The sequence below is a fragment of the Martelella lutilitoris genome (assembly GCF_016598595.1).
Lineage (GTDB): Bacteria > Pseudomonadota > Alphaproteobacteria > Rhizobiales > Rhizobiaceae > Martelella > Martelella lutilitoris_A.
The window spans coordinates 4,284,581-4,298,888 of sequence record NZ_CP066786.1 but is presented as its reverse complement, the minus strand read 5'-3'; the positions used below and the strand labels follow the sequence as shown (position 1 = coordinate 4,298,888).

At 63.4% G+C, this 14,308-nt stretch carries 12 protein-coding genes and 1 riboswitch; of the genes, 3 read left to right on the top strand and 9 right to left on the bottom strand.

All coding sequences use genetic code 11. From position 1 onward, the window contains the following. The 3 genes from JET14_RS20295 to JET14_RS20285 all read right to left on the bottom strand — a co-directional run bounded on the left by JET14_RS20295 (position 1) and on the right by JET14_RS20285 (position 3,413). Positions 1-1,089 carry a carbohydrate ABC transporter permease gene (locus JET14_RS20295; RefSeq protein ID WP_246750413.1) on the bottom strand — a complete coding sequence of 363 codons (1,089 nt, stop codon included), beginning with the start codon at positions 1,087-1,089 and terminating at the stop codon, positions 1-3. Continuing rightward, positions 1,086-2,051, bottom strand: coding sequence for a carbohydrate ABC transporter permease (locus JET14_RS20290; protein WP_200338189.1), 966 nt, complete (start codon positions 2,049-2,051; stop codon positions 1,086-1,088). The genes JET14_RS20295 and JET14_RS20290 overlap by 4 nt, the downstream gene beginning before the upstream one ends. A 99-nt stretch (positions 2,052-2,150) precedes the next feature. Further along, a complete protein-coding gene (locus JET14_RS20285; RefSeq protein WP_200336026.1) occupies positions 2,151-3,413 on the bottom strand; it encodes an ABC transporter substrate-binding protein in 1,263 nt (420 codons plus the stop codon). 487 nt (positions 3,414-3,900) lie between these two features. Here JET14_RS20285 and JET14_RS20280 point away from each other — a divergent pair, with 487 nt between their 5' ends. Further along, complete coding sequence (locus tag JET14_RS20280) at positions 3,901-4,593, top strand: GntR family transcriptional regulator (protein ID WP_200336024.1); 693 nt, start codon at positions 3,901-3,903, stop codon at positions 4,591-4,593. Here the strand turns inward: JET14_RS20280 and JET14_RS20275 are convergent. Next, positions 4,583-5,437 (bottom strand): NAD(P)-dependent oxidoreductase, encoded by an 855-nt coding sequence (locus JET14_RS20275; RefSeq protein WP_246750412.1) that lies wholly within the window; start codon positions 5,435-5,437, stop codon positions 4,583-4,585. The two genes, JET14_RS20280 and JET14_RS20275, sit on opposite strands and share 11 nt — an antisense overlap. Before the next feature lie 204 nt (positions 5,438-5,641). Further along, a riboswitch (TPP riboswitch) is annotated at positions 5,642-5,758 on the top strand. Between the two features lie 98 nt (positions 5,759-5,856). Here JET14_RS20275 and thiC point away from each other — a divergent pair. Beyond that, complete coding sequence (gene thiC / locus JET14_RS20270; protein WP_200336020.1) at positions 5,857-7,659, top strand: phosphomethylpyrimidine synthase ThiC; 1,803 nt, start codon at positions 5,857-5,859, stop codon at positions 7,657-7,659. A 1-nt stretch (position 7,660) separates the two neighbouring features. Further along, positions 7,661-8,320, top strand: coding sequence for a thiamine phosphate synthase (gene thiE / locus JET14_RS20265; protein WP_200336019.1), 660 nt, complete (start codon positions 7,661-7,663; stop codon positions 8,318-8,320). A 28-nt stretch (positions 8,321-8,348) separates the two neighbouring features. Here the strand turns inward: thiE and JET14_RS20260 are convergent, their stop codons facing one another. From JET14_RS20260 to JET14_RS20240, 5 genes are all read right to left on the bottom strand, one after another. Next, positions 8,349-8,798 carry an NUDIX hydrolase gene (locus tag JET14_RS20260; protein ID WP_200336018.1) on the bottom strand — a complete coding sequence of 150 codons (450 nt, stop codon included), beginning with the start codon at positions 8,796-8,798 and terminating at the stop codon, positions 8,349-8,351. Then, positions 8,795-9,724: a LysR substrate-binding domain-containing protein gene (locus JET14_RS20255; RefSeq protein ID WP_200336017.1), complete on the bottom strand. Its 930-nt coding sequence runs from the start codon at positions 9,722-9,724 to the stop codon at positions 8,795-8,797. Before JET14_RS20255 ends, JET14_RS20260 begins: the two co-directional genes overlap by 4 nt. Before the next feature lie 119 nt (positions 9,725-9,843). Beyond that, positions 9,844-11,049 (bottom strand): efflux RND transporter periplasmic adaptor subunit, encoded by a 1,206-nt coding sequence (locus JET14_RS20250; RefSeq protein ID WP_200336016.1) that lies wholly within the window; start codon positions 11,047-11,049, stop codon positions 9,844-9,846. Between the two features lie 4 nt (positions 11,050-11,053). Further along, positions 11,054-13,417: an ABC transporter permease gene (locus JET14_RS20245; protein ID WP_200336015.1), complete on the bottom strand. Its 2,364-nt coding sequence runs from the start codon at positions 13,415-13,417 to the stop codon at positions 11,054-11,056. Beyond that, positions 13,411-14,154, bottom strand: a complete 744-nt coding sequence (locus JET14_RS20240; protein ID WP_200336014.1) for an ABC transporter ATP-binding protein — start codon at positions 14,152-14,154, stop codon at positions 13,411-13,413. Before JET14_RS20240 ends, JET14_RS20245 begins: the two co-directional genes overlap by 7 nt. Between the last annotated feature and the right edge of the window lie 154 nt (positions 14,155-14,308).

The following is a 14,308-nucleotide window of genomic DNA, read 5'->3' as shown; positions in this document are numbered from 1 at the left end:
TTACTTGACGCCCGAGGACGCGATGCCGGCGGTGATATAGCGCTGCAGGAACAGGAAGGCGCAGGCCAGCGGAAGCGCGGTCAGGGTCGTCATTGCCAGCAGCAGGTGCCAGACAATGCCGTTTTCGGTCTGGAAACCCGCAAGGGCGAGCTGCAATGTGTGAACTTCGGGACGGTTGAGCACGATCAGGGGAAGCAGGAAGTCGTTCCAGCGGCTCATCACCGAGAACACGGCCACAACGGCCAGCGCCGGCGTCGAGAGCGGCAGCACGATCCGCCAGTAGATCTGCCATTCGGACGCGTGGTCCATGCGGGCCGCCTCGAGCAGTTCGTCGGGAATGGTGAGCATATACTGGCGCAGCAGGAACACGCCCGTCGGCGTGGCCACCGTCGGCAGGATGACCCCCCAGAGGTTATTGACCAGCCCGAGTTCGGAGACGATCAGATAGGTCGGAACGAGAATGACGGTTGGCGGCACCATCAGCGTTGCGATGATGGCGACAAGCGCCACAGTCGAGCCGGTGAACTTGTATTTTGACAGCGCGAACGCGGCCATGGAGTTCATCACAAGGGTGATGATCGTCGCGACCACGGTGATGAAGGCCGAGTTATAGATGTTCAGCCAGATATTGCCGCCGGAGGTTTCCAGCAGCTCGCGGTAGTTCTCGAAGGCCAGGTGAAACTGCCGGACCGGCGCTGCATCATTGACATCGACGGTCACCCGACCGGCTTCCGGGTTTTCCGGATCCACCATCTGGGCCTTGATGCCGAGGCGCCGGATCTGCGCCATCTGCTTGACCGACCCGTCTTCCTGGGTGACCTCGAACAGCGGCAAGGGTTCGTCATAGCCCTCAACCTGCATCGTCTGGATCGTCTGCGGCAGAACTGTCGGCGGATATTCGGACAGGTTGGCCGGCGCCTTGAACGATGAGATCAGCACCCAGAGCACGGGCAGCAGCATGACCACGACGCCGAGCAGAAGATAGCCATAGGTGACATAATCACCCCAGGTGGCCTTGATGCCCCCCTGTTTGCGCGTCAGAAACGGGATGATACCGCGACGGTTTTGCGAAGAAGCCTGCATGGTCATTTCCTGTCTCCCGAAAGCTTCATCTGAACGAGCGTGAAGACGAGGAGCGCTGCGCCGAGAAGCAGAGAAGCGGCGGCGGCAAGGCCGTAATTGCGCGGCTGCGCGGCAAAGCCCGTTTCATAGATATACTGAACCAGAAGCATGGTCGCCGAGCCGGGTCCGCCGCCGGTCAGCACGTAGATTTCATCGAAGGTCTGTACCGAGCGGATGACGGCGAGAATGAAGACCACCAGCAGAACGGGTCTGAGCATGGGAACGGTGATGCGGGTGAAGACCCGCCAGGGCGACGCCCTGTCCATCTTCGCCGCCTCATAGACGTCCTGCGGGATCGACTGCAGGCCGGCCAGCAGGATGATCATGAAGAAGCCCGAATGCGCCCACACGGTAACGAAGATCGTCCAGAAAAACGCCCAGTGCGGATCGGCAAGCCAGGTGAAGCGTTCGAGGCCGAAGACCCCGAGAATGCCGTTCAGGATGCCGTTCCGCTGCAATATCCACTGCCAGGTGAGCGCCACTACCACCGGCGACAGCATGACGGGGAAGAAGAAGACGCCGCGGAAGAAGCCGCGCGCCCGGATCTTTCCGTTGAGCGCGATTGCGGTGATCAGCGCCACCCCCATCATGAACATCACCTGCAGGGGCACGAACATGATGAGATTGCCAAGCGCGCGCCAGAACAGATCGCGCGAGCAGGTGGCGGGATCGAGATAATTTTCGCAGGCCAGCAGCGTGGCATAGTTCGAGCCGCCGACAAAAGGGCGCTCGTCGAGGAACAGATTGTCGCTGCCGGTCACCGAATAATAGATATTGATGAAGACCGGCAGCAGGGAAAAGAACAGGACGCTCGCCATATTCGGCGCCAGAAAGGCCCATGGAAGCCGTTTGACGCCGATCGTCTTTTGAAGCCATTTCCACAAGGGGTTGACTGCGCGGGCCGGCAGCGAAGCCGCTGTTCCCAGCATGGTTGAGACCGTACCACTCGTCACGATGTCACCTTCGGGTTTTGTCGGACCGGACCGCGGCGGCGCACGGCAGCCGCGGCCTCGGGACCGTGATGGGGGTCAGTTCCGGGCCGCGGAGATGGCCAGCCGGACATCCTGGTCGATGCGTTCGAGCGCCGTATCGATGTCCATCTCGTTGTTGATCACCTGGCTGATGCGCGTGGTCAGCGAGTTCATCATCGCACGCTGGAACGGCCAACCCTGGAAGCGGTAGGCCGCCGGCGCCATTTTCGGAATCTGGTTGATGAATGTGTCGAGCGCGCTCTGCACCTTGTCGGAGACGCCGCGATATTCAATGCCGGATTCGATCATCGACTGCGCCGTCGGAATATTGACGGCCGAGGAGATCATCGTCCGCAGATTTTCGTCGCGCGCGGCGAAGTTCAGGAACTTGCCGACCAGTTCGGGCTCGTGCGTGTGCTTGAAGCCGGCCAGCGCACCGCCGCCGGGCATGGCAGAGCAGGCGGCAGCGCCGCAGGGCGAATCGATCACTTCCCAGTCGAAGAAATCGCCGACCTCTTCATCCAGACGGCGAAGCTGCCAGGAGCCGCCGTAGTAAAGAACCGCCGTCGCATTGACGAAATCGGTGAAGTTGTCGCGCATGGTCGCGCCGCCGACGGCGCCCCAGAGATCGAGCGGCATGGTGCCGTCCCGATGCCATTCCACGAACTGCGCGATGGCGTTGCGCAGCCCTTCGTCGATCACCGGCATGCCCTCGTCGTCGACAAGTTCGGCGCCATAGGAAATGGCCATTGCCGCGAAGCGGTGGCCGGAACGGTCCATCTCGAAAGGAAAGTCGGTATTGGCCGTCTCGGCGACCGCGTGGGCGGCCGCGCCCCACTCCGCCCATGTGGCGTCGCCGCCGGGCAGGTCGATACCGGCCTGTTCGAACAGCGTCTTGTTGACGAAGCCGCCGGTGACGGTAATCGAATCCGGCAGGCCATAGATGCCGTTCGGATCGGCGTCCTTGCCGCGCATCCAGTCAAGTACCATACCAAATTGCTTCTCGAAATAGGCCTGGTCGACATAGGGCGTGAGGTCCAGATAATATTTGGACAACCCGCCGAGATCCGTCACCACCGAAATGTCGGGTCCTCCGCCCGACGCCAGCTGCACAGGCAGGCTCTCGGCGATCGACTGATAGCTGACCACTTCAAGATTAACCTTTGTGCCCGGGTTTTCCGCCTCGAAGGCGTCGATAACGGGCTGGAGATACTGATCCAGCGCCTGGACCGTGATTTCCTGCGCCTGGGCACCGCCCGCAAGCGAGATGGACGCTGCTGTCAGCGTCAGCGCAGCGAAGCGTCTTGTAAGGCAATTCATGTCAAACCTCCCGGAATGGAATAGAGCGTCAATGCCAATCGGCAGGGCAAACTACCATACCATTATGATGTGTCAACACGCCTGCGCGGTGTGCGGCGAACGGACGCGCTGTCTGCAAGCAGCGTATGGGGTTACGCCCGCATTGACGCGCCGCCGCAAACGCGAAAATGCGCGTCTAGGCGAAGCGGAATATTCGTCTAACTATCTGATTTATTATTTTTTATAACGATAGGTCGCGATCAAAAATGCTGCGGCAATTGCCCGATAACGTGCGGCATCAAACGACCGGGCCGCCCCGGAACCAGGTGTTTCCGGACGGGAAAGGCCCGGCTTGTTTTGCGCACAATGTCTTCACAATGCCGAGAAGCACGAATGACCGCGTCGATTTTCCGCATGTTTGCGTTATATGGTATGGTATCTATTGCCCATGAGGTGGTATGGTTGGCAATTGCCGCGACTTTTTGTCGTGCCGCGGCCGGAGATGGATATGACGGAAGCAAGTCTCGATTTTCTGGGGCCGGTCGATTTCACCAAGGCGATCGCCCCGCAGGTGCACAGGAAGCTGCGCAACGCGATCATCCGCAATTTTCTTGTGCCCGGCCGCCGGGTCTCGGAAGCCGGTGTAGCCGAAGCGCTAAAGGTCTCGCGCCAGCCGGTGCGCGAGACCTTTATCCTGCTTGCCGAGCAGGGCATGCTCGACATCCGTCCCAAGAGCGGCAGCAGCGTTCCGCAGATTTCGATTTCGAAGGTGGTTCAGATTCAGGCCATTCGCGAGGCTATCGAGGCCGATGTCGCGCGCGCGGCTGCGCGGCTGATGACCAAGCCTCAGATCGACGCGCTTTATCGCCAGCTTGAACATCAGAGTGACGCGCAGGCGCGGGCCGCTTCCGATTTCATGGAACTGGACGACCTGTTTCACAAGACGCTGGCGCAAGGCGCGGATCTGCCCTTCGCCTGGAACGTTATCGAAATGCAGAAGGCGCAACTCGACCGCGTCCGCTTCCTGGCCTTGAGCAAGGAGCCCTCGAAAGGCATACCGGCGCAACACTTTGCCATTGTGGAAGCGATTGCCGCCCATAACCCGGAGCGGGCGGAGATGGAAATGCGCGCGCATCTGCGCGACGTTCTGCGCGACCTGCCCGTCATCGCCCGCAAGTACAGCGACTATTTCAAGGAATAGGCGAGGCGTCGCCGCCACGTTCCGCGCGGGCCTCGAACGCCCGGACGACGGCGATCATGTCGTCCGCCCTGCTGCCCATGGCCTCCGTCTCCGCATAGAGCGCCACACAGGCCCCCATCAGCGGAAAAGCGGCGCCTGCAGACTTTGCCGCGTCGACCACGAGGCGGCTGTTCTTCAGAACATCGGAAATTCCGGCCTGGCGGGCAAAGTCACGGCGCCGGAGCATGTCGACCTTGGTTCTGGAAACGTCGCTGGCCATCGGCCCGGCGTTCAGGATTTCTGCGAACCGGTCCATGGCGAGCCCTTGCCGCGCCGCGAAGTGTCCCGCCTCCGCCAGTCCCGTCACCATGGTGATCAGGAAGGTGTTGACCGCAAGTTTCATCTGCAAGGCCGCCGGCACGGGGCCGCAGTCGAAAACCTGTTTGCAGACCGGTGCCAGAAGGGTGTGCAGGGGGACGAGATCCTCCGGCGCGCCCGCGAGCATGCCGATGAGTTGCCCGGCCTCGGCCGGCTTGCGGGAACCGGAGACCGGAGCCTCCACGTAACGGCCTCCGGCGGCTGTGATCTCTTTGGAAAGCTTGCGGGAGTAGTCCGCCGAAACGGTGCCCATGGAGACGATGGAATGTCCGCCGACCCGTTCGGCGAAGCGGTCCGTCGCGCGTCCGAGAACGCTGTCCGTGGCGCCCTCGTTCTCAAGCACCAGGAGCACTGTTTCGCACCGGGAAAAGAGGTCGTCCACCGTCAGCGCCGCGTCGGCGCCGGCCTTTTCGAGCGGCAGGCAGCGTTCCGGCGTCCGGTTCCAGACGAAAAGAGGAATACCAGCATGAACGAGGTTCAGCGCCATGGGTGTTCCCATGGTGCCCAGGCCGATGAAACCCGTCGGTTTGCTTCCTGCTGTGAGTGCGTTCTGATCAGACATGGACTAAAAGGTAACCCTGCCAATCAGTTTCGAAAAACAAAATTTATTAAAGTATAAAATTCGAAAAACGGATACGTTTTATTGTTGGCAGCAGGCGTTGACAAGCGTCTGCAACCGGCGCAATTTCGGAGCGCTCACCCGGGGGGTCCCGACAAGGGGCTGAGATACTGCTGGCTTACGCAGCGCAGTGACCCGATGAACCTGATCCAGTTCACACTGGCGTAGGGATGGTGCATCGGCTGCGCGGGATGAAGCCCGCTGACCTTCTCAGGTGCAATGCGCGGCCTCCTCCATTCAACGTCGAACTGGGTCTCCAACGCCAAGAGCTATGGAGGCTCCGACCGATGCAAGATTTATCTCCGACCGTCACCACAGGCCCGCTGCCGGCCTCCCGCCGCGTCTGGCACAAGGGCGTGCTGCACCCCGATATCCGTATCCCCATGCGCGAGATCGACGTACACCCGAGCGCCGGCGAGCCGCCCGTCACCGTCTATGACAGTTCCGGCCCCTATACCGATCCGGATGCCGCCTTTACCATCGAGGGCGGCCTGCCGCGGCTGCGCGAAGGCTGGATCGCCGCGCGCGGCGACACCCAGGCCTATGACGGCCGCCATGTGAAGCCGGAGGACAACGGCTTTGCCGAGGGCAAGCGGCTGGTGCCGGAATTTCCTGTGCGCCATCAGCCGCGGCGGGCGACGGATGGCAAGGCCGTGACCCAGATGGCCTATGCCCGCGCCGGGATCGTGACGCCCGAAATGGAGTTCGTCGCCATCCGCGAAAATCTCGGGCGCAGGGCTGCGAAAGAGGCCTTGATGCGCGATGGCGAAGCCTTCGGCGCAACGATCCCGGATTTCATCACGCCCGAATTCGTACGAAATGAAGTGGCGGAAGGCCGGGCAATCATCCCCGCCAATATCAACCATCCCGAGGCCGAACCGATGGCAATCGGGCGGAACTTTCTGGTGAAGATCAACGCCAATATCGGCAATTCGGCGGTCACCTCGTCAATGGCCGAGGAAGTGGAAAAGATGGTCTGGGCCACGCGCTGGGGCGCCGACACGGTGATGGATCTCTCCACCGGCCGCAACATCCACAATATCCGCGACTGGATCATCCGCAATGCGCCGGTTCCGATCGGAACCGTGCCGCTCTATCAGGCGCTGGAAAAGGTCGGCGGCATTGCCGAAGACTTAAGCTGGGAAGTCTTCCGCGACACGCTGATCGAGCAGGCCGAACAGGGCGTGGATTACTTCACCATCCATGCCGGGGTCAGGCTGCACATGATCCCGATGACGGTGGGCCGGGTGACCGGAATCGTTTCACGCGGTGGCTCGATCATGGCCAAGTGGTGCCTGCATCATCATCGCGAGAGTTTTCTCTATGAGCATTTCGACGAGATCTGCGATATTGCCCGCGCCTATGATGTGTCGTTCTCGCTCGGCGACGGTCTGCGGCCCGGCTCTATTGCCGATGCCAATGACGAGGCGCAGTTCGCCGAGTTGGAGACGTTGGGCGAGTTGACGCAGATTGCCTGGGTGAAGGATTGCCAGGTGATGATCGAGGGCCCCGGCCATGTGCCGATGCACAAGATCAAGGCCAATATGGACAAGCAGCTTGCGGCCTGCGGCGAGGCGCCGTTCTACACGCTCGGGCCGCTCACCACCGATATCGCGCCAGGCTACGACCACATCACCTCCGGCATCGGCGCGGCAATGATCGGCTGGTTCGGCACGGCGATGCTATGCTATGTCACGCCGAAGGAACATCTCGGTTTGCCCGACCGCGACGATGTGAAGACCGGGGTCATCGCCTACAAGATCGCCGCTCATGCCGCCGATCTCGCCAAGGGGCACCCAGCCGCCCGCATCCGCGACGACGCGTTGTCGCGCGCGCGCTTCGAGTTCCGCTGGGAGGACCAGTTCAACCTGTCGCTCGACCCGGAAACCGCGCGGTCGATGCATGACGAGACCCTGCCGAAGGAAGCGCACAAGGTGGCGCATTTCTGTTCGATGTGCGGCCCGAAATTCTGCTCGATGCGCATTTCCCACGATATCCGCGCTGAGGCACAGAAGGAGGGCATGGCGAAGATGGCGGAGAAATTCCGCGAAGGCGGGGCGCTCTACGTGCCGCTGGAAAGCGAGGCCTGACATGGCTCAAGGCGCTCCCTGTCTGCGGCGATCCTTCGACCTGTCGCTCTATCTGGTTCTCGATCCCGGCCTTTGCGCCGGGATCGGCATGGTCGAGACCGCGCGCCGCGCCGTGGCGGGCGGGGTGAGCACGGTGCAGCTTCGCGACAAGACCGGCGGCACGGCGGCCATGATCGAAACCGGACGGGCGCTGAAGGCGGCGCTCGCCGGCAGCGGCGCGGCACTGATCATCAATGACGATGTGGAGGCGGCGGCGGCGATCGGCGCGGATGGCGTTCACATCGGGCAGGGCGACATGGGCGCGGCCGAGACGCGGGCGCTGATCGGCCCGCAAGCGATCCTCGGCCTGACGGTGGAAACCCCGGCGCTTGCCGCCGCAGCCGATCCCGCGCTGGTCGACTATATCGGCGCCGGACCGGTCTTTGCCACGCCCACCAAGGCCGACCATAAGACGCCCGTCGGCTTTGACGGTCTGAAAGCGCAGATTGCAGCGAGCCCGGTTCCCGCCGTCGCCATCGGCGGCTTGAAGACCGGGCATGTGGCCGAGGTTTTCGCCGCCGGCGCACAGGGCTTGGCCGTGGTATCGGCAATCTGTGGCCAGCCCGATCCCGAGGCGGCTGCCCGCAGGTTCCGAACGGAGATCGACAGGCTTTCCGGTTGAACGATGTGCACCGGGCGGCGCCCGGTTTTCACGATTGCGCTTCGGCCAGGATCTCGGCCGCCTGCGCCGCCACGCCGGCGACGTCCATGCTGAGCGCCACGTCGGCGTCGGCAAGCGTTTCAAGGTCGATCCAGCGGGCCTCGAGCGCGTCGTCGCCGGCAACCGGCTCGCCTCCAAGCCACCGGCACAGCACCGCGACCAGGACAAACTGGCGGCGCAGGCGGCCGTCCCCCGCATAGTCGAAGGCATCGACGGCGGTGAAGGTGCGGAGCGCCGCCGCGTCGATGGCGGTCTCCTCCTTCAACTCCCGCAGGGCCGCCTGATGCAGCGTTTCGCCGCGCTCGATCTTGCCGCCGGGAAAGCCCCAGCGCCCGGCATCGGGCGGGTTTGCCCGGCGCACAAGCAAAACCCTGCCCGCGCGGATGACAACGGCAATGGTTGCGGCAATCGGGCGGTCGGGAAAGCGCTCCGCGGTCATGCGTGCCTCGCGTGCGCAGACGCCGCGCACAACGCATCGGGCTGTTGCCTGTCGCTTCCGGCCGTCACCCTTTCCAGCGTTTCCTGCCGCAGGATATCAGCCAGCCGGTCGGCGACGGGCGCAATATCCGGCCTGCGCAGGAGACGCAGTTCGATTGCCGGCAGTTCCGGGAGGCCGCATTCCCTCCCGGCACTGACGATATCCTCCGGCCTGGCATGGTCGGTGCGCACCGCAATGCCGAGACCCGATCGCAGCGCCGACCATACGGCCGGAAGGCTCGGCGTCGTCAGGGCGGGGCGCCATCGCGTCCGGCTTTTATCCAGTGCGGCAAGCGCTGCCTGCCGGAACAGACAGGGATGGTTGAAAAGCACCAGCGGGACCGGTTCGCTCCGCAGCGTCGCCAGCGTATCGGCGGTCGACAGCCAGCGCATCGGCAGGCGGCACAGCGTCTCGCCTTCGGCAGGGCTGCCGGCGCCGAAGAAGGCGATTGCGGCGTCAAGGCGACCGGTGCGGACATCCTCGGCAAGGCTGTGGTTTTCGCCCGCGCGGATATCGACATGCACGGCGTCGTACTCGTTCGAGAAGGCGCTCAGCGTCGCGGGCATCACGTCATCGAAGAAATCCTGCGGCACGCCGAGGCGGACGGAGGCCGTCGTCGCGGCAACGCCCATCGAAAGTGCGGCCTCGTCATTCAGGGCGATGATCCTGCGCGCATAGGCGATGAAGGCGTCTCCCGCCTCGGTCGGCACGAGGCCGCGGCCGCTGCGCCTGAAAAGCACGGTGCCAGTCTGTTGCTCCAGCTTTTTCAGATGCATGCTCACGGCCGATTGCGAGCGGCCGAGCTGCACCGCCGCCCGGGCAAAGCTGCCGAGGTCCGTTCCCACCACGACGGTGCGCAGCGCATCCATGTCAAAGGTCGTCAACACTTCAGAAATTCATAATCCATCAAGATGCGGCATTCGATAAAGGAAAGTATTAGGCCGAAATGGCAGTGGGATCAAGGCGGAGAGGCCAAGCAATGCGCCGGGGCAATGCAGGTGTGGCATCACGGCGTTTCCACGCGCCTCAGCGTCACCGGCGAACCGTCCGACAAAGTGTCGCTGGGATGCAGCACCACCTGATCGCCGACGGCAAGCCCGCCGGTCACTTCGGCTGTCTCGTCGTTCATCCGGCCGATCGCGACGGTCGTGATCACGGCCCGGTCGCCGTCGACCCTGAAGACCTGCCAGTCATTGCCGGAGCGGAACAGCGCGGCGATCGGCACCTGCGTAACATTGTCGGCCTTCCAGATTACCAGACGGGCATAGATGCGGAAGGCATTGCCGAGGCCTTCGGGCACGGTGTCGAAATCGAGGATCGCGTCGACCCGCTGCTCGGAAATGCCGAGCGCGGAGACCTTCTCATAGGCCGCGGGTTCAACGCGTCGGACGTTTGCCGCAACCGGCTCTCCGCCCCAGTCGATGATCTCGGCCTTCGTGCCGGCATGGATATGGACCGCGTCCGTCGACAGAAGATCGACCACGGCTTCCAGATTACGCGGGTCGCCGATATCGGCGATCTTGGCGCCGATCGCCACCGGCTGGGCGCTGCGGGCATAGATGTCGAGGATGACGCCGTCGGCGGGGGCCGTAAGGTCGATGCAGCAGTCCTCCTCGTCTGCCAGAAGCGCCGCGCGCGGCTCGGAAAGCCGAGCCTCCGCCGCTTTCAGCTCCGCCTGGCGCAGCGAGACCGTGGCTTCGGCCGCATTGAGCTGGGCCTTCGCCACGTCCACGGCGGTGACGGCCTGCTGCAGTTCCATCGCGGAAATCGTGTCGCGCTGGCTGAGATTGCGATAGCGCCGGAGCTGGTCGTCGGCCTGCTCGAGATTGGCCGACGCCTTCACCCGTTCGGCCTCGGCGATGGCGACCGCCACCTTCGCGGCATCGAGGGCGGCGCGCAATTCGTCGCGCGTGCGCGGATCGAGAAGGGCGGATTGCGAGGGCAGGATTCGGGCAACCACGCTTTTACCTGCCTCCACCGCATCGCCCTCGTCAAAGCGGGTGCGCAGCATCTGCCCGGCAATCGGCGTGTGGATGGTGTAGATCTCCTTCACCCGCGTCTTGCCCTCCTGCAGGATGGAAACTTCCATCGGCCCGGACGCGATCGTCGTCACGTCGACGGGGAGCGGCTTTTCGCGCATGGCGAGATAGAATCCGCTGATCACGGCGAGCACCACGATGGCGAGAAGGCCTCTCCTGATCCACTTTCCCATTGGGTTACTCCCTCGTTTTCAGCACTTCGACGAGATCGAAACGGTCGATCCGCCGGCGCACGACCAGCGCGGACAAAAGGCCGGCGATGACGACCACCAGCGACGCGCGCGCATAGCTGTCGAGATCGACGACGAACGGAATGGTGAAAAGGTCGCTCGAAAACCCCGAAATCACCAGCTTGGCGAAGAAATAGCCGAGATACCAGCCGATCGGCTGGGCGAGCGTGATCAACACCGCGATTTCCACCAGCAGCACCTGCGAGACCTCCGCGCGGGAGAACCCGAGCACCCTGAGGCTTGCCAGCTCACGGCCGCGCTCGGACAGAAGAATACGCGCGGAATTGTAGACGACGCCGAAGGTGATGACGGCCGCAAGCGCGATATAGATGGTCGACATGATGTCGATATTCTCCCGCATGGTCTTGCGGAAATTTTCCAGCGACAGCCGGTTGAGCGCCACGCCGGCAATCTTCGGCGTTTCCTTTACCGCGCCGTAGAAAGCGGCAAGCCGGGTCTCGTCGACGGCGATATTGGCGCCTGAAATCCGGCGGCCGTCGCCGACCAGATGGTCGAGCGCCGCGTCGTCCATGAAGACGGCCAGGCCCAGAAAGCTCTGCACGACCGAGGTGACCGGCACGTCGACGAGACGATGGTTTCGCGTCACGAGCTCGACCTCGGCCATGTCGCCGGTGGAAAGGCCGAGCGTTTCGGCCACGCGCTCGCTGATCATCAGCCCGTCTGGCGGAATGGAAAGCTGTACGGCATCCGGATCCACCACACGGGAGAGATCGTCGGAACCTGCAGCGCTGTTGATCGACAGATGCTTTTCCAGGTAGCCGTTGCGCAGGATCACCGGTTCGGACCGAAACCCTTCCGCGCGCATCACGCCGGGCAGGCGGCCGAGCGAAATGAGCGCCTCGGGCGCGAGTGCATCGGTGAAGCTGACTGTTGCGTCCTGGCGCTGCGTGTCGAAGAAGATCGCCCGGATCATCGCATCCATGGAATTGGAGGTGGACATGCCGACCGTCAGAAGCGCCACCGGCATGGCGATGCCGACCACGGTCATTGCCGCGCGCACCGGAAACCGCGTGATATTGCGCAGCGCCATGATCGTCAGTTCGGAGAGCAGGCGCGGCAGCCGGAATCCGAGCGAAAGCTGCCGGTAGCGCACCGGTTCGGGCGGGCGCATAGCAACGGCGGCCGGCAGGCTGGCCGCGCGATAGATCACCCTTGCCGCGCCGACCAAAGCGGCTGCGGCGGCCACGCCTCCCGCCAGGAGATAGACGTCCGGGCTCCAGTCGAACACCAGGAAGGGGAAGGTGTAGAAGCGCACGTAAAGCCTGGTCATCGCCACGCCCCACCAGCTGCCGAGCGCAAAGCCGATCGCCGTGCCGATGATGACGATCACCAGCGTCAGCTTGATATAGTGCGCGGCGATGGCCGGGCTTGAAAAGCCGAGCGCCTTCAACAGGCCGATCTGCTCGCGTTCCAGCGCGATCATCCGCGACAGCACCATGTTGACGAGGAAGGCGGCAACCCCGAGGAAGATTGGCGGCAGAACCCCCGCCATGGCCTTCAACTGCGTCAGTTCGCTGTCGACGAAGGCGTTCGAAATCTGCCTGTCGCGGCCATAGGCGCCGATGCCGCCATAAGGGGAAAGCAGGTGGTCAAGACGTTCGATCACCGCGTCCTCATTGGCGTTGCGCCCGAGTTGCAGCGCCACCTCGTTGAACGCGCCGTCCATGTCGAATATGCCGTCAAACACGGTTTCCGGCATATAGAGGATGCCGTAGCGGGCATTGTCCGGCACCATGTCGCCCGGGCCGATGGCGTAGACATATTCGGGCGAGAGAACGATGGCGGTGATGGTGAGACGGCGCTTCTTGCCGTCCATCAGCGCCTCGAAACGGTCTCCGGGCGAAAAGCCGTGCGCCTTGGCGAAATTTTCCGAAACCGCCACCTCGCCGACGCGGTTCGGGTCGGGCAGGCGCCCGGCGCGGATATAGACGCGGTTTAAGAGCGGCTCGCCGCTGTCGGGCGTCGAGACCACGGTGGCGGCGGCCGGAGCCTGCATGCCGGTAATGTCGAGAATGGCGGGCTTGACCACACGGAAATCGGCGCGCAACACCCCGTCGATCGCCCGTATCTCCTCGGCCAGCCGGTCGGGCGCGCGGGTCACCGTGGCAAAGACATCGGCGAAGCGATAGCGGTCATAAAACGTGTCGCGCGTCTCGATCAGCGAGCGGTAGACGCCGACGGCCATGATCAGCACAGCCACGCCGCAGGCCAGAACCAGTGCCACCGCCAGAAGCTGCGCCCAGAGACGCCGCACGTCGCGCAGAAGCTTGCGGTCGAGGATCGCTACCATTGGATCTCCGCCGGGTTCAGGCGCTCCTGGTTGATCTCCGTGCCCTCGATTTTGCCGTCGCGGAAGGTGATGACACGATGGGCGATCCTGCGGATATCGGCATTGTGGGTGATGATGGCGACGGTGGCGCCGAGCTCCTCATTGATGCGGCAGAGCACTTCGAGCACGAGAATGCCGGTTTTCGAATCGAGCGCGCCGGTCGGCTCGTCGCAGAAGAGAACCTCCGGCCGTTTGGCAATGGCACGGGCAATGGCGACGCGCTGCTGCTCGCCGCCCGACATCTGGGCCGGAAAATGATCCATCCGCTGTTTCAGCCCGACCATTTCCAGCGCCTCTTCGGGCGGCATCGGGTTTTTCGAGATCGCCCCGACCAGCGCCACATTCTCGCGCGCCGTCAGGCTCGGGATCAGGTTGTAGAACTGGAAGACGAAGCCGACATGGGCGCGGCGATAGCGCGTCAGTTTCCATTCGGTATAATCGGAAATGATCTCGTCGCGGAACCGGACCGTACCCGAGCTCGCCCGGTCGAGCCCGCCGACAATGTTGAGAAGCGTCGACTTGCCGCTGCCCGAAGGGCCGAGCAGCACCACCATCTCGCCGTCGAAGAGGTCGAGGTCGACGCCGGCCAGCGCCTTCACCTCGACCTCGCCGCTCGTATAGACCTTCGCCAGGCCGCGCGCGGAAAAAATCGGCTTGCGGCGATTGTCGTCGGTCTTGGCTGTTTGCTGGTCCTGCATGGCCTCTCCCGCAGCGGCGATTGCCGCCGGCTCCCGCCTGCGGCGAGCTTACCGGCAAACCGGCTCAAGTCCAGTGTGCGGAAAGAAGAAATCGCCACCTTGACGCGCATCAAGAAGGAGAGACTCAGGCACGAAAAAGGCGCGGCGGAATAGC